The following is an 18,847-nucleotide window of genomic DNA, read 5'->3' as shown; positions in this document are numbered from 1 at the left end:
TCATGATACCCTGATCGCCCCATTCAACCGTGTTTTCCTGCATGTCCATCGCCCTGACCGCTTCCCAGACCCGTTTCCTGCGCGGCCAAGCCCACGACCTGAAGGCCCTGCTGCAGACCGGCGGCAAGGGCGTGACCCCGGCCTTCATCGCTGAGCTGAACGAAGTGCTGGAGCGCCACGAGCTGGTCAAGGTGAAGGTCGCTGCCGAAGACCGCGACGCCCGTGACGTGATGATCGGCGAGATCGTCGAAGCCACCGAGAGCGCGTTGGTGCAGCGCATCGGCCACGTCGCCGTGCTGTACCGCCCGAGCAAGGAACAGCGCCAGATCGTGCTGCCGCGCGGCTGATCGCCTTACTGCCATGCAGCTGAACCACGAACCGCCCGATTACGCCTACAGCCTGCGTGCCGCCGATGGCCGCTCGGCCAAGGTGAATGACCAGGTGCTGGGCAGCAGTTTCTTCCTGACCCCGGACCAGCTGGTCACGCAATGGCCGGTAGTGAGCGCCACCGCGCTGCAGCTGGCTGACCTTGAGCCGATCCTGGCGCTGAATCCGGCGCTGATCGTGTTGGGCACCGGCGACCGCCAGGTGTTCCCGCCGGCGGTGGTGATGGCTGCGTGCCTGAGCCGTGGCATCGGTCTGGAAGTGATGAACAACCCGGCCGCCGCGCGCACCTTCAACATCCTGGCCGGCGAAGGCCGCAAGGTCGCGGCCGCCTTCATTCTGGAAGGCTGATTTCGAGCCGCCGGGTGCACCCCGGCGCTAGCTGCCAGAAGCGGTGCATCGGAAGGCGGAGAACTGCTTCAGCCGCCCGATCAGGTTACCGCCCTGGCCCCAGCGGATGTCCATGACCTTCCAGTCCTGGCCCTGCCTTTGCAGCAGGACCCGGTCGGTCCAGCGATAGTCGCCCACGGCCATGTCGACCTGGACCCACGTCGCGCTGCCAATCGGCCCTGGCCTTCCCACCCTCACCGTCTCCGGTCGATCTGGGGCCATCAGGTAGGGACTCTGGTCGAGCATATGCGGCTTCTCGTCGTGCGCGGCCAGCACGGTGCAAGCCCTCTCGTATGCGCGTTGCGCATTGATGGCCGCGCTCAGGGCATCGCCGAGCAACGGTCTGATGACCTCTTCACTCGAAGCAGGGGCCTGGACTGTGGCGTAGAGGCGGGTGACCACGTCACGCGGATCACTGGCTGCGGCAGCCAGCGGCGCGACGATGAGCAGCAGCAGAGTGGAGGCAAGACGACTCATACGCGGCAACGGGCTCGGTTGGGGTACGCAGAAGCATGCCGCGTCCCCGGCTCGCCGGGAAGGTTGAAACGCGACACCCAGCGCCCGAGCCCATGCTCGGGCGGCGCCGCATGGCGACGACAGGCAGCCGAGCCTAGGCTCGGCTCTTGTGTCTTGGATCGTGCCCTGATCAGGCACAATCCCCCGGTGACCCGGGAGGCTCCGATGACGCTGCCTCGGCTCTTAAGCCTTCGAGCTTGCAAAGTAGATTCAGCGCGTCGGCGGCCTGACACCGCCATGGAACTTGAACGGTATCTTAGGCCCGCCATCGGGTGAGAGCCTGTACTCACAAGGGCAAGTCTGGCGGCTTCCGATCACGATCGTAAGTTCAAGCTGGAGCGAAATCATGCAATTTATCGGCATCGACGCAGCCAAGGCGACTTTTGACATCGCCCTGCCTCTATCTCACGGCAAGTATCGAACCAAGGCCAAACTCCCCAATACGCCAAAGGGTTTTGATGAGCTTCTGGCCTGGCGCGCCAAACATGCGCCGAACGCGGCGGTAGGTATGGAGGCTACAGGCATCTATCACGAGGCCTTGGCTCAAGCACTGGTGGAAGCGGGGGTAGTGGTTCATGTGGCCAATCCCGCCCGAGTAAAGGCGTTTGGGCAGGCGGAGGGGATGCGGACCAAGACTGACCGCAGCGACGCCAAGCTGATTGCCCGGTTTTTTGAGGCACAACGCTCGGAAAAGCTGTATCCCTACGTTCCACCGACGCCCTCGGAGGTGAAGCTGCGCGCCTTGGTACGGCGTCGAGATGACCTCCAGGAAATGCTGCAGATGGAGCACAACCGCCTGGACGTTGCCGATATCTCGGTCCAGCAAGGGATCAAGGATGTGATCCGGACGTTGGAAGAGCAGATCAAGCAGGTCCAGAAGGCGATTGAGGACCATATCGATAACGATCCGGACCTGCGCCGGCGTCATCAACTGCTTACCAGCATCCCCGGTGTAGGCAACACCAGCAGTGCCCAGCTGTTGGCCATGCTGGGGGATCTAAGCAAATACAGCGACGTGCGCCAGGTGGTTGCCCACGCGGGCCTGAATCCGGCCCAGCGTCAATCAGGAAACTACGAAGGCAAATGCCGGATATCACGCGTCGGCGACGCCAATTTCCGCAAAAAGCTGTACATGCCGGCGCTGACCGGGAAGACCCACAACCCCACACTGAAGTCCTTTGCAGACCGGCTCAGCGCGAAAGGCAAGCCCTTCAAGGTCGTCATGTGTGCAGTGATGCGCAAGCTCATCCATCTGATTTGGGGCGTACTGAGAAGTGGCCGACCCTTTGAGCCTGACGTCGCCCTTGCCTAGGCGAGGGCGACACGGTATCTACAGTGAATGCGGCAACTCGTAGCGCGCTGATCAGCGCGCCGGCAGGTACTGCTGCGGGTCGACCGGCTTGCCGTTGTAGCGGATCTCGAAGTGGACCATGTCGCGGTTCGCGCCGGTACGGCCCATCTCCGCGATCTGCTCACCGGCCTTCACGCTCTGGCCTTCATTCACCAGTCGCTTGCGGTTATGACCGTAGGCCGACAACCACTGATCGCTGTGCTTGATGATGATCAGCTCGCCGTAGCCGACCAGGCCGGCACCGGAATACACCACCACGCCATTGGCAGTGGCCTTGACCGCCTGGCCGCTGGTGCCCGCGATATCCACGCCCTGCTTGGTCGCATCACCCGCCACATAGCGGCCCACGACGGCGCCATCGGCCGGCCAGCGCCATGCGATGTTGCTCTTCACCGGACCGGCCGGCGCCGTGGTCGGTGCAGTACTGCCTGCGGTGCTGCCGCCGGAACGTGGCGGGGTCACCACCGTGGTCGGTGCGCGGCCACCGCTGGCACCCGCCGGATACAGCCGGATCACCTGCCCCGGATGGATCGACGAGGGGTTGTCCAGGCTGTTCCAGGCAATCAGGTCGGCCGGGGTGATGTCGTGGATGCGGGCCAGCGCATAGATGGTGTCACCCTTGCGCACGACCACGGTCTGCCCCGGCTTGGGCACCGAGGTCTTCGGCGTGCTCACGCCGCCACCGGTGCTGCCACCACCAGGACGAACCACGGTAGCGGTGCCGCAGGCGGCCAGGGTGGAAACCAGCAACGCCAGCGCGCCGATGCGCACTCCCTTGCTCAGACGATCAGGATTCATGCGAACTTCGACCTCCATACAAGCCAGGCGATCAGCACCACCACCAACGCGGTGGCGATCCAGCCCAGCGGTTCAATCCAGCGGCGCAGCGCCGCTTCGGCACGCGCACCACCGATACGGATGACCGCGGCCAGCACAAACACGCGCTTGCCACGACCGATCAGCATGCTCAACAGGTACTGCGGCATCGGTACGCCGACGATACCCGATGCCCACGTGAAGACCTTCATCGGGATGGGCATGAAGCCGCCCAGCACCAGGAAGGTGAACACCGCCCACGGCGACTCGGCCATCTTGGCCTGCACGGTGGTGATGCCCTGCTCGATCGCCGGCAGCATGCCCAGTGCTTCGAACAGTGGCTTGATCGCCTCGAAGGCGAAATGACCCAGCGCATAGCCGACCACCGCACCGACCATTGAACCGGCCAGGCTGAGAGTCGCGAACCACCAGCCGCGCTTGGGCTGGGCCACGCACATCGGCGCCAGCATCACTTCCGGCATCACCGGAAAAATGATCGCCTCGAAGAAACTCAATACCGTCAGATAGGTCGGCGCGCGTTCGTGCGCCGCCCACTTCATCGCCCGCTCGTACAGCGGCCCGAAAATCTTCATGCAACCCTGCTCCGTGGATTAGTCCAGCATGCCAGACAGCAGCGGTACGAAGGTGACCGGCGCCAGCACGTGTTGTTCGATGCTGCCGTCGGCCCTGCGGTCCAGCTGCACCAGCGACTGCGCACTGGGGCCGCCGACCGGGGCCACCAGGCGGCCGCCTTCAGCGAGCTGCTCGATCAGTACATCGACCAGCGCCGGCGCCGCTGCAGTGACCACGATGGCATCGAACGGACCGTGCTCGGCCCAACCGACGCGGCCGTCATCATGCTTGGTACGGATGTTCATGCCCAGCGCACGAAAGCGCTTGCGCGCCTGGCGCAGCAGGTCGCCGATGCGCTCGACGGTGTAGACCTCCAGGCCCAGTGCACCGAGCACGGCGGCCTGGTAGCCCGAACCGGTACCCACTTCCAGCACCCGCTTGGGTGCCACCTGCAGCACGGCCTCGGTCATCCGCGCCACCACCCAGGGTTGCGAAATGGTCTGGCCATGGCCGATCGGCAGTGCGGTGTCTTCGTAGGCGCGTGACGCCAGCGCCTCATCGATGAACAGATGGCGCGGCACCACCCGGATCGCATTCAAGGTTGATTCGTCGACGATGCCTGCTTCACGCAGGCGGTCGACCAGACGGTCGCGCACACGTTGCGAGGTCATGCCGATACCGACGGCTTCCGGTTGCAGGCGCAGGCGCGGGCTCATGCCGGCTGGTCCAGCGCAGCACTGAGGCCGCCGACCCAGCTGGCCACCTTCTCCAGCGCCTGGTAGCGGGTCAGGTCAACCTGGATCGGCGTGATCGAGATGTGGCCGGTGCGCACCGCATGGAAATCGGTGCCGGGGCCGGAGTCCTGCTCGCGGCCAGCCGGACCGATCCAGTACACCTCATTGCCGCGCGGGTCTTTCTGCGCGATGCAGCCTTCGGCGCGATGGCGGTTGCCGAGGCGGGTGACCTCGAAGCCCTTGACCTCGTTCCACGGCAGATCCGGCACGTTGACGTTGAGGATGGTGTCGGCGGGCAGCGGGTCGGCCTTGAGCCGGGCAACGATCTCGACTGCGGCACGCGCGGCGGTCTCGAAGTGCTTCGGATCGTGATTGCGGCTGACCAGTGAGACCGCTACTGCCGGCAGGCCGAGGAAGCGGCCTTCCATCGCTGCAGAGACGGTTCCGGAATAGATCACGTCGTCGCCGAGGTTGGCGGCGTTATTGATGCCGGACACGACAATGTCGGGTTCGAATTCAAGCAGGCCAGTCAGCGCCAGATGCACGCAATCGGTCGGCGTGCCGGCTACCGAGACGGTGTAGTGGTCGATGCGCTTGAGGCGGATCGGCAGGTCCAGGGTCAGCGAGTTGCTGGCGCCGGAACGGTCGCGGTCGGGTGCGACCACCGTCACTTCGTGACCGGCTTCGCGCAGGACCGAGGCAAGCATCCGGATGCCTGCGGCGTCGACACCATCGTCATTGCTGACCAGGATTCGCATCTTCGATTTAACCGCTTGATTTTCCAAGAATTCGATTCCATCACCGTGCAGTGTGGGCGGGACCGTCGCGCTTCCCTGCGGAAGCGGTCGACCCTGCAAGGGCATCGTCTATTGTGCCGCATGCGAGCCGCCGGTCCTACCCTGCCGGCGGTCACGGCCGACATCGAATCGTCATAGGCAGGCTCGCGCCGGCGGTTTACCCTGTGCGCATGTCGCACCCTGAAGACGAAGATCCGGCCGCATTGTTCCGTGCGGCCATCGGCGAAGTGACGCCGCTGCGCAAGGAAGTCGAGCCGGCGCCCGCCGCGCCGCGGCCGAAACCGCGCGCGCGCATGGCAGAGCGCGACGAGGCGGAAGCCGCCGGCGAGTTCGCCCGGCTGCTGCGCGACAGTACACCACTGGAAGCCGGCGACGTGGCCAGCTATCGACGCGACAACCTGCCACCGCGGGTGTTCCAGCGCCTCAAGCGTGGCCAGTACTCGGTGCAGGACGAGCTGGACCTGCATGGCGCCACTGCGTCGCAGGCAGAGGCGTTGCTGCGCCAGTTCCTGCTGGAAGCGCATGCGCACGAATACGGCTGCGTGCGCATCATCCATGGCAAGGGCCTGCAATCCGATGGCGGCGCCCCGGTATTGAAAAACCTGGTCGATCGCCTGCTGCGGCTGCGCAACGACGTGCTGGCATTCCATTCGGCGCCGACCGGACAAGGCGGCACCGGCGCAGTGCTGGTGCTGCTGGCGCGTAGATGAAAAAGGGGACGGAGGGAATTAAGTCGTTTGTGGCACAAACGACTTAATTCCCTCCGTCCCCTTTTTCTGTCAGGCCTGCGAGGCGTCTTCGACGGGGCCGAGTTCGTGCAGCACGGCGGTGGCGTAGCAGCCCGGCGGCAGCGCGAACGATAGTTCCAGCACGTCGTCGGCCAGCCACTGGTGCTGCAGCAACGCTGGACGCAGGCGCAGTGCGCGGCGCTCCTGCTTCAGGCGCGCGTCTTCCAGACCTGCACGCAGCGCCCTGGATTCGTCGTCATCCAGCGCCGCCAGCTCCAGCGCGTGTGCCGCTTCGGTGCTGCGCAGTTCACCTTCGCCCCACAGCGGTGCGCTGGGGTGGATGTCGAAGCGCGCCAGGCGCTCGGCCAGTACGTCGGTATACGGCTCGGGGCCGAACACGCTGCGGCTGCCATCGAGCATCCACACTTCGCCATCCAGCGGCTGGTCCCAGTTGCCCTGCTCCACGCGCGCGGCCAGCACGCGGTTGAACAGCGCCGAGCGGGCCGCCGACAGCAGCAGTGAACGCTGGTCCTTGCGCATGCGACGGCCACCGAACATCGCCAGCGCCGCCGGCACGTTGCCACCGTCGCGGCCAAAACGCTGCTCGCCGAACCAGTTCGGCAGGCCCCGCTCTGCGATCTGCTGCAGGCGCTCGCTGATCGCCGCGGCATCACCCTGCACGTCGCGCAGCACCAGCTTGAAGCGGTTGCCGGCCAGCGCGCCACGCTGCAGCTTGCGGTTGTGCCAGGTGGATTCGATCACTTCGATTTCATCACTGGCCAGCGTGGCCAGGTCAGGTGCCACGCGCTTGGGCAGGTGCACGCTGAAGCGCTGGGTGGTGACCGCGTGCCGATCCTTCATGCCGGCATAGCTCACCGCCATTTCCGGTAGGCCGGCCCATGTGGCCAGCAACTTGGCCACGTGCACGGTGTTGGCTCCACGCTTGCGGATATGCAGCAGCAGGTGCTCGCCTTCGCCGGTGGCCTCGAAGGCCGGCAGTTCGTCAACCTGGAAATCTTCCGGCGTGGTGCGGATGCGTGCGCTCAGCAGCGGCGCGCCGAACGCGAGCGGCAGCGGAATCATGCCGCCACCAGCAGCACTACCGCCTGCGCGGCGATGCCTTCGCCACGGCCGGTGAAGCCCAGCTTCTCCGAGGTGGTGGCCTTGACGCTGACCGCGTCGAGCGGCAGCTGCAGCAGCTCGCCGATGCGTTCGCGCATGGCCAACGCGTGCGGGCCGACCTTCGGCCGCTCGCAGATCACGGTGATGTCGGTGTTGCCGACGCGCCAGCCGCGCCCGCGCAGCAGGCTGTCGCAGTGGCGCACGAAATCGCTGCTGTCGGCGCCCTTCCAGCGATCGTCGCTGGGCGGGAAATGCTGGCCGATGTCACCCAGCGCGATCGCACCCAGCATGGCATCGCACAGCGCATGCAGGATCACGTCGCCATCGCTGTGTGCGAGCACGCCGCAGCTGTGCGGCACGTTCACTCCGCCGAGCATGATGTGGTCGCCTTCACCGAAGGCATGGACGTCGTAGCCCTGGCCGATGCGGACGGGCGGGAACGGTGCGGTGCTCATGGATACAGCCCTTGCAGCAGGGCCGCGCGGGCGATCAGCCGGCGCGGCGGGAAAGTACGAATTCAAACCGGTCCAGATCGGCCGGGGTGGTGACCTTGAAGTTGTCCTCGCTGCCTTCGACCAGCAGCGGGCGCTGGCCCTGGCGCTCCATGGCCATGGCCTCGTCGGTGACTTCCACACCGGCGGTGGCGGCTTCGGACAGCGCGCGGCTGAGCTGATGGCGGCGGAACAGTTGCGGCGTCAATGCGCGCCACAGGCGCTCGCGCGGCTCGGTACCATCGATGCCACCATCGTCGCCAGCGCGCTTGAGGGTGTCACGCACCGGTGCGGCGAGAATCGCGCCGACCGGGTCGGCACGACCAACTTCGAGCAGGCGGCCGAGATCGGCCGGCGACAGGTTCGGGCGCGCCGCGTCGTGGACCAGCACGAATTCATCGGCGCGCACCGTCTCCGGCAGCGCCTGCAACCCGGCCAGCACCGAGGCCGCACGGGTAGCGCCACCGATACAGGTCAGCACCGGCTTGCCGGCCCATTCGCTCCAGCCCGGCCAGTCGGCATCGTCCGGGCCGATCACCACCATCGCTCCGGCCACCGCCGGATGTGCCAGCAGTGCGTCCAGGGTATGGGCGAGCAGGATCTGCCCACCCGCCTGCAGGTACTGCTTGGGCATCGGCGCACCGAAACGGGCGCCACGACCGGCGGCCGGAACCACCACCCAGATCGCCGCGCTCATGGCACGTCCGCCGGGTGTTCGCCCACCTGCGCGCTGACCCCAGCCGCAGGCTGCACCGGATGCACCGGTGCATCCTCGACCACGCGGTAGAACTTCTCGCCAGGCTTGATCATGCCCAGCTCGCTGCGTGCGCGCTCTTCGATGGCGGACTGGCCTTCCTTGAGGTCCTTCACTTCGGCAGCCAGCGCATCATTGCGCTGCTGCAGGCCCTCATTGTCGCGCTCCTGGTTGGTGACCTGGGCTTCGAGCATCATCACTTCACCCGAATTGCCCGGACCAAACCAGAAGCGATACTGCAGCCAGCCCAGCAACAGGGCCAGCACCAGCAGCATCCAGCGCCAGTCGCGCATCGGATCAGCGCTTCAGCGAAACGAACGCGTCACGACCGGCGTAACGCGCGCCGGCGCCGAGAGCTTCCTCGATGCGCAGCAGCTGGTTGTACTTGGCCACGCGATCGCTGCGGCACAGCGAGCCGGTCTTGATCTGGGTGGCGGTGGTGGCCACCGAGATATCGGCAATGGTGGTGTCTTCGGTTTCGCCCGAGCGGTGCGAGACGACGGCGGCATAACCGGCGCGGTCGGCCATCGCGATGGCTTCCAGGGTCTCGCTGAGCGTGCCGATCTGGTTGACCTTGATCAGGATCGCGTTGGCGGTGCCCGAGTCGATGCCTTCCTGGAAGATCTTCGGGTTGGTCACGAACAGATCGTCACCCACCAGCTGCACCTTCTTGCCGATGCGGTCGGTCAGCAGCTTCCAGCCGGCCCAGTCGTTCTCGGCCAGGCCGTCTTCGATGGTGATGATCGGGTACTGCGCGGCCCAGTCGGCGAGGAAGTCGACGAACTGCTCGGAGGTCAGGCGCTTGTTCTCGCCGACCAGGTTGTACTTGCCGTTCTCGAAGAATTCGCTGGAGGCCACGTCCAGGCCCAGCAGCACATCTTCACCGGCGGTGTAGCCGGCCTTGCCGATCGCTTCGAGGATGGTGTCCAGCGCCTCGACGTTGCTGCGGAAGTCCGGCGCGAAGCCGCCTTCGTCGCCAACCGCCGTGCTCAGGCCATGGCCCTTCAGCACCGACTTCAGCGAGTGGAAGATCTCGGTACCGGCACGCAGCGCTTCGGAGAACGAGGTGAAGCCGACCGGCAGCACCATGAACTCCTGGAAGTCGACGTTGTTGTCGGCATGTGCGCCGCCGTTGATGATGTTCATCATCGGCACCGGCAGCGACGGGGTCACGCCGGTCTTGGCGGCCAGGTACTGCCACAGCGCCTGCTTGCTCGATGCAGCGGCGGCATGCGCGGCGGCCATCGAAACACCCAGCAGCGCGTTGGCGCCGAGGCGGCCCTTGTTCTCGGTGCCGTCGAGGTCGATCAGGCGACGGTCGAGGCCTTCCTGGTCGGAGGCTTCAACGCCCTTCAGCGCGTTGGCGATGGTGGTGTTGACGTTGTCGACCGCCTTGCGCACGCCCTTGCCCAGGTAACGGGTCTTGTCGCCGTCGCGCAGCTCCACCGCTTCCTTGGTGCCGGTGGAGGCACCAGAGGGAACTGCGGCGCGACCGAACGAACCGTCCTCCAGGGTGACTTCGGCTTCCAGCGTGGGGTTGCCACGGCTGTCGAGGATTTCACGGGCATGGATGCTGCGGATCGTACTCATGGTCGGGCCGGTTACCTGTATGGAGAGGGGGCGACAAAAACGAATGCCGCGTGATTATCCCCGGCTACCCGCCGCTTGCCAAATGGCCTGATCGGCGTCAGCCCCAGCTGGACCCGATCACGATCAGCACCAGCGACACCAGCATCACCAGCAGGGCACCGGCAATCGCCGCCCAGATGGGTCCTCGCTGCCGCCGCCAGGCCAGCACCATCGCCACCAGACTGCCCAGAAAGGACAGTACCAGCGTGACCAGCGCGCCCAGCACCCACCACTGCATCGCCTGCACGCCGTTGTCGCCGTCCCCCGGGGGACGGAAGCTGGCCGCAAAGGCCACTACGGCGGTAAACAGGCTGCTCCAGGCAAGCACCGACAATCCCAGGGCAACCAGACCCCAGGGCCAGCTTCGTGGCGGCGTCGTCGTATTCATCAGAGCAGGTCGTGCAGCAGGACGCCGAGCCACAGCGAGAGCAGGACCATCGCCAGTGCCGCAGCCGCCCTGCCCCGGTTCAGTCGCCAGCCCAGCACCGACGCAACGATGCCGGCGCAAACAGTGAACAGTTCGGCCACGGCGAGGGTGATGACATAGGGCTTCAGGTTGACGCCCGCGCCGTCACCGGGCGGGCGCATCGCCGCGCCCACCAGCATGAAGATGAAGAACGCACCCGACAGCGACAGCAATGCCAAGCCAAGTGCGATCAGGCCCCAGGGCCACTGCTTCCAGTGCCGGCGACGACGCTGGGTTGCCAGCGCCGCCCACGGGTCACGACTCACGCGAAGCGCGAGAAGCCGTGCTTCTTGGTCACCGCATCGAGCTCCATCAGGGTCTCGAGCAGGGCTTCCATCTGGTCCAGCGGCCATGCATTGGGGCCATCGGACAGCGCCTTGGACGGGTCCGGATGGGTTTCGGCGAACAGGCCGGAGATGCCCACCGCCACGGCGGCACGCGCCAGCACCGGCACATGCTCACGCTGGCCACCGGAACTGGTGCCCTGCCCGCCCGGCAGCTGCACGGAGTGGGTGGCGTCGAACACCACCGGGCAACCGGTATCGCGCATCACCGCCAGCGAACGCATGTCGCTGACCAGGTTGTTGTAGCCGAAGCTGGCACCGCGCTCGCAGACCATGATCTGCTCGTTGCCGGTGGCCTTGGCCTTTTCCACGACCGGCTTCATGTCCCACGGCGCCAGGAACTGGCCCTTCTTGATGTTGACCGGCTTGCCGGCCGAGCACACCTTGCGGATGAAGTCGGTCTGGCGGACCAGGAACGCCGGGGTCTGCAGCACGTCCACCACCGAGGCCACTTCATCCATCGGGGTGTATTCGTGGACGTCGGTCAGCACCGGCACGCCGATCTGCTTCTTGACCTCGGCCAGGACCTTCAGGCCCTCTTCCATGCCCGGGCCGCGGAACGCGGTGCCCGAGGTGCGGTTGGCCTTGTCGAAGCTGGACTTGAAGATGAAGTTGACACCGAGCCTGTCGGTGACTTCCTTCAACTTGCCGGCGGTATCGAGCTGCAGCTGCATCGACTCGATCACGCAGGGGCCGGCGATCAGGAACAGGGGCTGATCCAGCCCGACCTCGAATCCACACAGTTTCATGGCATTTCCTTGGTTGTCCACGGCATCGGCCGGGCCGATGCACTGGGGTTGAAGCGAGCAAGATGGGGGCTCACGGCCCCCATCACAAGTCAGGCGCGGACTTCCTGCAGCAGCTTGCCGCCGGCCTTGCGCTCGCGCGCGGCACGGATGAAGCCGATGAACAGCGGGTGGCCATCACGCGGCGTGGACAGGAATTCCGGGTGCGCCTGGCAGGCCAGGAACCAGGGGTGCGCATCGCGCGGCAGCTCGACCACTTCCACCAGGGTGTCGTCCATCGACTTGCCGGCGATCACCAGGCCCGCATCTTCCAGCTGGGTACGGTAGCGGTTGTTGAACTCGTAGCGATGACGATGGCGCTCGGCCACCACATCCTTGCCATACAGCTCACGCGCCAGCGTGCCCGGCTTCAGGCGCTGTTCCTGCAGGCCCAGGCGCATGGTGCCGCCCAGGTCGCTCTTGTCGTCACGCTTCTCGACGTCGCCGGTGGCGGTGCGCCATTCGGTGATCAGGCCGATCACCGGGTTCGGCGACTGGCGGTCGTTTTCGGTGCTGTTGGCGCCTTCCAGGCCAACCACGTTGCGGGCGTAATCAACGACCGCCGCCTGCATGCCGTAGCAGATGCCGAAGTACGGCACCTGCTGCTCGCGGGCGAACTTCGAGGTCAGCACCTTGCCTTCGAAACCACGGTCGCCGAAACCACCCGGCACCAGGATGCCATCGACATCGGCCAGCGCGGCCATGTCGGTGCCTTCCAGATCCTGCGCTTCCAGCCACTTCAGGTTGACCTTGGTGCGCTGGCGCAGGCCGCCGTGCTTGAGTGCCTCGCCGACCGACTTGTAGGCGTCCTGGTGGTCGACGTACTTGCCGACCACGGCGATGGTCACTTCATCCAGCGGGTGCAGGGTCGCGTCGACCGCGTCTTCCCACATCGACAGGTCGACCGGACCGACCTTGTCGGCCAGCTTCAGCTGGTTGACAACGATCTCGTCCAGGCCCTGCGCATGCAGGCCCGACGGAATGCGGTACAGCACGTCCACGTCCGGCACGCTGATCACCGCGCGCTCGGAAACGTTGGTGAACTGGGCGATCTTGCGGCGCTCCGAATCCGGCACGGCCTGCTCGGAGCGGCACAGCAGCACGTCCGGCTGGATGCCGATCGAGCGCAGCTCCTTCACCGAGTGCTGGGTCGGCTTGGTCTTCAGCTCACCGGCGGCGCCGATGTACGGCACCAGGGTGAGGTGCATGAACAGCGCCTTCTCCGGACCGCGCTCGGTGCGCACCTGGCGGATCGCTTCCAGGAACGGCAGCGATTCAATGTCGCCGACGGTGCCGCCGATCTCGACCAGGGCAACGTCGTAGCCTTCGGTGGCTTCATCGATGCAGCGACGGATCTCGTCGGTGATGTGCGGAATGACCTGCACGGTCGCACCCAGATAGTCGCCGCGCCGTTCCTTGCGGATCACGTTCTCGTAGATGCGACCGGTGGTAACCGAGTTCTTGCGGCTCAGGCGGGTGCGCACGAAGCGCTCGTAGTGGCCCAGGTCGAGGTCGGTCTCGGCGCCATCGTCGGTGACATAGACCTCACCGTGCTGGAACGGGCTCATGGTGCCCGGGTCGACGTTGATGTAAGGGTCGAGCTTCATCATCGTGACCTTGAGGCCACGGGCTTCGAGAATGGCGGCCAGCGACGCGGCGGCAATGCCTTTGCCGAGCGAGGACACCACGCCGCCGGTTACGAAAATCAAGGGAGTCATGGCTGCAAGCATCCTGTCTGGAAATGGAAAACGGCAGCACCACGCGCACCCGGAGGGCGGGCATGGTGCTCAGAGGGGGTTTTCCGGTTCGCTGGGACAGCGAGGGAGGTGCTGATCCGTGCGGCGGCAGGCGCCGGACGGGGACCACCGTGCGAGGTCGGGGCGGCCGTGCCGGTCAAATCGACCGTCACCTGCGACCCGCCATGCTGGAAGCCACGCTTGGCCGCTCCAGCCCATTCGCAAATGGTGGACACGCACTTACTCCCGGAAAGCCATAGTTTACAGATTGATGGCCGCCAACCCAAGGGGCTTGTGCGTCCCATCCAACAAAAAACGCCCCGCTGGGCGGGGCGTTCTGGAGCGCAACCCTTGTCGCAAGGGCGCCTGGCAGGTTGTGCGATCAGCGCTTCTTCCGCGCTTCTTCCTCTTCTTCCTGCTGCGGGACCGGCTGGCCCTTGGCCTTCATCTCGGCATTGGCCTGGGCGCGGCGCTTGGCCTTGGCGTCGGCCTCGGACTGCGCCTTGTCGGCCTGGTCGCCCTGCTGCGGGGCCGGCTGGCCGGCGTTCTGCGCCAGCACCAGCGGCACTGCAACGGCAGCGGCGGCCAGGATCGCAATGGTCAGCAACTTCTTCATGGAGTCCTCCTCGCGGTATGGCTTGGACATATCGGTCCAACTAGGGGCGCCGGCGTTCAGATTCCAGCGGCTGCCATTTTACCCCCTTGCGCGCTCCGAGGCTGAACCGCAGGCGTGCAAAATCACGGGCCAGACCGCACACTTGCGCGTCGCTCCAAGCTTTCGAAGACAGATGAACGCCCGCTATAACGCCGCCGATATTGAAGTCCTGTCCGGCCTTGACCCGGTCAAGCGCCGCCCCGGCATGTATACCGACACCGCGCGCCCGAACCACCTGGCGCAGGAAGTGATCGACAACTCGGTGGACGAGGCCCTCGCCGGCCACGCCCGTTCGATCGAGATCACCCTGTTCAAGGACGGCAGCGTAGAGGTCAGCGATGACGGCCGCGGCATGCCGGTGGACATCCATCCGGAAGAGAAGATCCCGGGCGTCGAGCTGATCCTCACCCGCCTGCATGCCGGCGGCAAGTTCAACAACAACAACTACACCTTCTCCGGCGGCCTGCATGGCGTCGGCGTCAGCGTGGTCAACGCGCTGTCCACCCTGGTCGAAATCCACATCAAGCGCGAAGGTGCCGAGCACCGCATCACCTTCCGCAACGGCGACCGCGCCTCGCCGCTGGAAGTGGTTGGCAGCGTTGGCAAGAAGAACACCGGCACCCGCTTGCGCTTCTGGCCCGACCCCAAGTATTTCGACACGCCCAAGTTCGCGGTGCGTGCGCTCAAGCACCTGCTGCGTGCCAAGGCCGTGCTGTGCCCGGGCCTGACCGTCAAGCTGACCGACGAAGCCACGGGCGACGTCGACACCTGGTACTACGAAGACGGCCTGCGCGATTACCTGAAGCTGGAGCTCGGCGATCGTGAGTCGCTGCCGGCCGATCTGTTCGTCGGCAACCTGAAGAAGGATACCGAGATCGTCGACTGGGCCGTGGCGTGGCTGCCGGAAGGCGAGCTGGTGCAGGAAAGCTACGTCAACCTGATCCCGACCGCGCAGCACGGCACCCATGCCAACGGCCTGCGCACCGGCCTGACCGAAGCGCTGCGCGAGTTCTGCGACTTCCGCAACCTGCTCCCGCGCGGCGTCAAGCTGGCCCCGGAAGACGTCTGGGACCGCGTGTCGTTCGTGCTGTCGCTGAAGATGACCGACCCGCAGTTCAGTGGCCAGACCAAGGAACGCCTGTCCTCGCGCCAAGCGGCCGGCTTCGTCGAAGGCGCCGCGCACGATGCGTTCAGCCTGCTGTTGAACCAGAACGTGGAACTGGGCGAGAAGATCGCGCAGATCGCCATCGAGCGCGCCAGCGCGCGCCTGAAGACCGAAAAGCTGGTCGTCCGCAAGAAGGTCACCCAGGGCCCTGCCCTGCCAGGCAAGCTGGCCGACTGCATCAGCCAGGATCTTTCCCGTACCGAGCTGTTCCTGGTGGAGGGTGACTCCGCAGGTGGCAGCGCCAAGCAGGCCCGCGACAAGGATTTCCAGGCGATCCTGCCGTTGCGCGGCAAGATCCTGAACACCTGGGAAGTGTCCTCCAACAGCGTGCTGGCCTCGGAAGAAGTGCACAACCTGGCCGTCGCCATCGGTTGCGACCCGGGCAAGGATGACATCAGCGGCCTGCGCTACGGCAAGGTGATCATCCTGGCCGACGCCGACTCGGACGGCCTGCATATCGCCACCCTGCTGACCGCATTGTTCCTGAAGCACTTCCCGGCGCTGGTCGATGCCGGCCACGTGTTCGTGGCAATGCCGCCGCTGTTCCGCATCGACGTGGGCAAGCAGGTGTTCTACGCCCTGGACGAGGAAGAAAAGCGCTCGATGCTGGACAAGATCGAACGCGAAAAGATCAAGGGCGCGGTCAACGTGACCCGCTTCAAGGGCCTGGGCGAAATGAACCCGCCGCAGCTGCGTGAGTCCACCATCCACCCGGATACCCGCCGGCTGGTGCAGCTGACCGTGGACGATCGCGAGCAGACCAGTTCCTTGATGGACATGCTGCTGGCCAAGAAGCGGGCGTCTGACCGCAAGGGCTGGCTGGAGACCAAGGGCGACCTCGCTTCGCTGGAAGCCTGATCCCTGACCGGGGTCGGATCCGTTTCCCAGCGGGAAAGGGCTCTGACCCCATCGCCCGGTAGTGCCGGCCGCTGGCCGGCACCCTCGACATCAGCGTGATTCAGGCAGATCTGCCGGCCAGCGGCCGGCACTACCGGTTCATGTGCCCTTGGCATTACACCCCCATTGGCATTACACCCCCATCGGCAAACCCTGCGGGTCCATAATGCGCGCCTACCCGCGCGGACCACCGCATTGCCCAGCCACTCGCTGCTGTTCCCCGGCCTGCCGCTGCACAGCGCGCGCCTGGTCCTGAGCCCGATCCGCCGTGATGACGCGGCTGCGTTGTTCACGCTGCAATCCAATCCGGCGGTGATGCGCTGGTGGAACCATCCGGCGTGGAAACGACCGGCCGACGCCCGCGAACAGATCGACGACGACCTCGCCGCGCACGCCATCGGCACCCAGCTCAAGCTGGCCGTGCGCGAGTCGCTGGAGGGGCCGCTGCTGGGCATCTGCGTGGTGTTTGCCGTCGACCGTGACGCTGCCCGTGCCGAGATCGGCTACCTGCTGGCACCTGACCTGCAGGGCCAGGGTTACATGCACGAAGCGTTGCAGCAGGTGCTGGCCTACCTGTTCCGCACCTTGCGCCTGCATCGCGTGGAAGCCGAGATCGATCCGCGCAACGCGGCCTCCGCGCACGTGCTTGAACGCCTCGGCTTCCATCGTGAGGGCCTGCTGCGCCAGCGCTGGCGCATCCAGGGTGAACTGGCCGACTCGGCGGTGTACGGTCTGCTGGCCGACGACGAAGCCGCCGCTGCCCTGCCCGCTTGACCCAATCTGGCTGCAACGGGCGACAACGCCTGTCCATGGCTTTGGACACATACGGTGCGGCACCGTAGCGGCCTAGCATCGGAACCCCCTTCCGCTGCCGATCCGGTGCCATGAAGTCCCTGCTGCACACTGCCGCGCTCTGCGTCGGCCTGCTCATTGCTCCTGCCAGCGTACTGGCCGCGCCCGCCGCCGAATCCAAGTCCGATGCCAAGGACGACAAGACCGAAGCACCTGCGCTGCCGGCCGATGCGTCCGCCCGCCAGAGCATCCGCCTGGCCGGCCGCACCCTCGACTACACCGCCACCGTCGGCACCCTGCCGGTGCGCGATGAGAAGGGCAAGGTGATCGCCGACGTGGTGTTCACCGCCTACACGATGCCCGGCAAGGACCGGCCTGTGACCTTCGCGCTCAATGGCGGCCCCGGCGCTTCGTCGGTCTACCTCAACATGGGCGCGATCGGCCCCAAGGTGGTGACCTTCGGTTCGGAAGGCGACAGCGCCTCGGCGCCGGCCACCCTGCACGACAACCCGGGCACCTGGCTGGACTTCACCGACCTGGTATTCATCGATCCGGTCGGCACCGGCTTCAGCCGCGCGCGCATCGGCGATGACGAGGCCAAGAAGCAGCTGTACAACCCCAACGCCGACATCGAGTACCTGTCACGTTCGATCTACGACTGGTTGCTGCGCAACCAGCGCATGGCCTCGCGCAAGTACCTGACCGGCGAAAGCTACGGTGGCTACCGCGGCCCGCGCATCACCCACTACCTGCAGACCCGGCTGGGCGTGGCGATGAACGGCCTGGTGCTGGTGTCGCCGTACCTGAGCCCGACCCTGGAAGACAACGCCGATGTCTCGCCGATGGCGTGGATGCAGACGCTGCCCTCCATCGCCGCCGCGCACCTGGAGCGCCAGGGCAAGCTGACCGACGCGGCGATGCGTGACGTGGTCGAGTACACCCGCGGCGACTACGCCACCGCGCTGATGAAGGGCCGCAGCGATCCGCAGGCCACCGAGGCGATGCTGCGCCGGGTGACCGAGCTGACCGGCCTGGATCCGCAGTTCGTGCGTCGTGCCGGTGGTCGTCTGGAAACCCAGGCGTACCTGCGCGAGGTGTTCCGCGACAAGGGCACGCTGGGCAGCCGCTACGATTCCAACGTGACCGCGTTCGATCCGTTCCCGAACGATCCGGAGCAGCGCGCCAACGATCCGCTGCTGGACAGCATCATCGCGCCGACCACCACGGCGATGGTCGACTTCGTCACGCGCGTGGTCGGCTGGAAGGTGGATTCCCGCTACCAGGCGCTGAACTACGAGGTGAACCGGTTGTGGGACCGCAACAGTGATCTGCGCCAGGGAGCGGTGACCCAGCTGCGCCAGGCGGTGGCGATCGATCCGCACCTTCAGGTCTTGATCGTGCATGGCTGGAACGACCTGTCGTGCCCGTTCATGGGGTCGATCCTGACGGTGGACCAGATGCCGGCGATGGGCAGCAATCCGGACCGGGTGCAGGTACGCAGTTATCCGGGCGGGCACATGTTCTACAGCCGGGCGGACAGCCAGGCGGCATTCCGGAAGGATGTGCAGGCGTTGTTCCAGCGCAATTGAGGGGGTTCGGCCGGGCCTGCGGCCCGGCACCCGCCGGATCAACGGCAACGGCAACGGCAGCGTCAAAAGCCGGGTTTCCGTGGGCTGGCGAGGTGGGGTGGGGTTGCAGGACACGCCGTGAACCCATCCATGG

The 18,847-nt window shown here is 65.9% G+C and carries 22 protein-coding genes; 7 read left to right on the top strand and 15 right to left on the bottom strand.

Annotation, left to right across the window (positions count from 1 at the left end):
• Nucleotides 1-41: 41 nt before the first annotated feature.
• Nucleotides 42-347, top strand: coding sequence for a ribosome assembly RNA-binding protein YhbY (gene yhbY / locus SMAL_RS07545; RefSeq protein ID WP_004152868.1), 306 nt, complete (start codon nt 42-44; stop codon nt 345-347).
• Between the two features lie 13 nt (nt 348-360).
• Nucleotides 361-735 (top strand): Mth938-like domain-containing protein, encoded by a 375-nt coding sequence (locus SMAL_RS07540; RefSeq protein WP_012510659.1) that lies wholly within the window; start codon nt 361-363, stop codon nt 733-735.
• A 27-nt stretch (nt 736-762) separates the two neighbouring features.
• Here the strand turns inward: SMAL_RS07540 and SMAL_RS07535 are convergent, their stop codons facing one another.
• Nucleotides 763-1,251, bottom strand: coding sequence for a hypothetical protein (locus tag SMAL_RS07535; protein WP_012510658.1), 489 nt, complete (start codon nt 1,249-1,251; stop codon nt 763-765).
• Between the two features lie 385 nt (nt 1,252-1,636).
• Here SMAL_RS07535 and SMAL_RS07530 point away from each other — a divergent pair, with 385 nt between their 5' ends.
• Nucleotides 1,637-2,602 (top strand): IS110-like element ISStma4 family transposase, encoded by a 966-nt coding sequence (locus tag SMAL_RS07530; protein ID WP_012510657.1) that lies wholly within the window; start codon nt 1,637-1,639, stop codon nt 2,600-2,602.
• 51 nt (nt 2,603-2,653) lie between these two features.
• Here SMAL_RS07530 and SMAL_RS07525 read toward each other — a convergent pair whose 3' ends face one another.
• The 4 genes from SMAL_RS07525 to surE are packed head-to-tail and all read right to left on the bottom strand — an operon-like array spanning nt 2,654 to nt 5,522.
• Complete coding sequence (locus SMAL_RS07525) at nt 2,654-3,439, bottom strand: peptidoglycan DD-metalloendopeptidase family protein (protein WP_004152861.1); 786 nt, start codon at nt 3,437-3,439, stop codon at nt 2,654-2,656.
• A complete protein-coding gene (locus SMAL_RS07520; protein ID WP_004152860.1) occupies nt 3,436-4,050 on the bottom strand; it encodes a YqaA family protein in 615 nt (204 codons plus the stop codon). The genes SMAL_RS07525 and SMAL_RS07520 overlap by 4 nt, the downstream gene beginning before the upstream one ends.
• An 18-nt stretch (nt 4,051-4,068) precedes the next feature.
• Nucleotides 4,069-4,746 carry a protein-L-isoaspartate(D-aspartate) O-methyltransferase gene (locus SMAL_RS07515; protein ID WP_012510656.1) on the bottom strand — a complete coding sequence of 226 codons (678 nt, stop codon included), beginning with the start codon at nt 4,744-4,746 and terminating at the stop codon, nt 4,069-4,071.
• A complete protein-coding gene (gene surE, locus SMAL_RS07510) occupies nt 4,743-5,522 on the bottom strand; it encodes a 5'/3'-nucleotidase SurE (protein WP_012510655.1) in 780 nt (259 codons plus the stop codon). Before surE ends, SMAL_RS07515 begins: the two co-directional genes overlap by 4 nt.
• A 209-nt stretch (nt 5,523-5,731) precedes the next feature.
• Here surE and SMAL_RS07505 point away from each other — a divergent pair, with 209 nt between their 5' ends.
• On the top strand, nt 5,732-6,271 hold the full coding sequence (locus tag SMAL_RS07505) for a Smr/MutS family protein (RefSeq protein WP_012510654.1): 540 nt from the start codon (nt 5,732-5,734) through the stop codon (nt 6,269-6,271).
• A gap of 69 nt (nt 6,272-6,340) precedes the next feature.
• Here the strand turns inward: SMAL_RS07505 and truD are convergent, their stop codons facing one another.
• The 10 genes from truD to SMAL_RS07455 all read right to left on the bottom strand — a co-directional run bounded on the left by truD (nt 6,341) and on the right by SMAL_RS07455 (nt 14,232).
• Complete coding sequence (gene truD / locus SMAL_RS07500; protein WP_004152849.1) at nt 6,341-7,372, bottom strand: tRNA pseudouridine(13) synthase TruD; 1,032 nt, start codon at nt 7,370-7,372, stop codon at nt 6,341-6,343.
• A complete protein-coding gene (ispF, locus tag SMAL_RS07495; RefSeq protein ID WP_004152848.1) occupies nt 7,369-7,866 on the bottom strand; it encodes a 2-C-methyl-D-erythritol 2,4-cyclodiphosphate synthase in 498 nt (165 codons plus the stop codon). The genes truD and ispF overlap by 4 nt, the downstream gene beginning before the upstream one ends.
• 34 nt (nt 7,867-7,900) lie before the next feature.
• Nucleotides 7,901-8,599, bottom strand: coding sequence for a 2-C-methyl-D-erythritol 4-phosphate cytidylyltransferase (gene ispD, locus SMAL_RS07490; RefSeq protein WP_004152847.1), 699 nt, complete (start codon nt 8,597-8,599; stop codon nt 7,901-7,903).
• Nucleotides 8,596-8,949 carry a cell division protein FtsB gene (gene ftsB / locus SMAL_RS07485; protein WP_004152846.1) on the bottom strand — a complete coding sequence of 118 codons (354 nt, stop codon included), beginning with the start codon at nt 8,947-8,949 and terminating at the stop codon, nt 8,596-8,598. The genes ispD and ftsB overlap by 4 nt, the downstream gene beginning before the upstream one ends.
• A gap of 4 nt (nt 8,950-8,953) precedes the next feature.
• A complete protein-coding gene (gene eno, locus SMAL_RS07480; RefSeq protein WP_004152845.1) occupies nt 8,954-10,246 on the bottom strand; it encodes a phosphopyruvate hydratase in 1,293 nt (430 codons plus the stop codon).
• Between the two features lie 97 nt (nt 10,247-10,343).
• On the bottom strand, nt 10,344-10,673 hold the full coding sequence (locus SMAL_RS07475; protein ID WP_012510653.1) for a hypothetical protein: 330 nt from the start codon (nt 10,671-10,673) through the stop codon (nt 10,344-10,346).
• Entirely contained in the window at nt 10,673-11,017 is a 345-nt protein-coding gene (locus SMAL_RS07470; protein WP_004152843.1) for a hypothetical protein, read from the bottom strand. The genes SMAL_RS07475 and SMAL_RS07470 overlap by 1 nt, the downstream gene beginning before the upstream one ends.
• Entirely contained in the window at nt 11,014-11,844 is an 831-nt protein-coding gene (gene kdsA / locus SMAL_RS07465) for a 3-deoxy-8-phosphooctulonate synthase (protein WP_012510652.1), read from the bottom strand. Before kdsA ends, SMAL_RS07470 begins: the two co-directional genes overlap by 4 nt.
• An 89-nt stretch (nt 11,845-11,933) precedes the next feature.
• Nucleotides 11,934-13,598, bottom strand: coding sequence for a CTP synthase (gene pyrG, locus SMAL_RS07460; RefSeq protein WP_004152841.1), 1,665 nt, complete (start codon nt 13,596-13,598; stop codon nt 11,934-11,936).
• Nucleotides 13,599-13,998: 400 nt separating this feature from the next.
• The gene (locus tag SMAL_RS07455; protein ID WP_032969519.1) at nt 13,999-14,232 is read right to left on the bottom strand and encodes a hypothetical protein; all 234 of its coding nucleotides are present in this window, start codon (nt 14,230-14,232) and stop codon (nt 13,999-14,001) included.
• Nucleotides 14,233-14,404: 172 nt separating this feature from the next.
• Here SMAL_RS07455 and parE point away from each other — a divergent pair, with 172 nt between their 5' ends.
• The 3 genes from parE (at nt 14,405) to SMAL_RS07440 (ending at nt 18,714) form a co-directional block, all read left to right on the top strand.
• Nucleotides 14,405-16,294 carry a DNA topoisomerase IV subunit B gene (gene parE, locus SMAL_RS07450; protein ID WP_012510650.1) on the top strand — a complete coding sequence of 630 codons (1,890 nt, stop codon included), beginning with the start codon at nt 14,405-14,407 and terminating at the stop codon, nt 16,292-16,294.
• Nucleotides 16,295-16,528: 234 nt separating this feature from the next.
• Entirely contained in the window at nt 16,529-17,107 is a 579-nt protein-coding gene (locus SMAL_RS07445; RefSeq protein ID WP_012510649.1) for a GNAT family N-acetyltransferase, read from the top strand.
• Nucleotides 17,108-17,217: 110 nt separating this feature from the next.
• Nucleotides 17,218-18,714 (top strand): S10 family peptidase, encoded by a 1,497-nt coding sequence (locus tag SMAL_RS07440; protein WP_004152835.1) that lies wholly within the window; start codon nt 17,218-17,220, stop codon nt 18,712-18,714.
• The last annotated feature ends 133 nt before the right edge of the window (nt 18,715-18,847 follow it).

It is taken from the genome of Stenotrophomonas maltophilia R551-3 (genome assembly GCF_000020665.1).
GTDB classification, from domain to species: Bacteria; Pseudomonadota; Gammaproteobacteria; order Xanthomonadales; family Xanthomonadaceae; genus Stenotrophomonas; species Stenotrophomonas maltophilia_L.
This window is presented reverse-complemented; position numbering and strand designations above follow the sequence as displayed.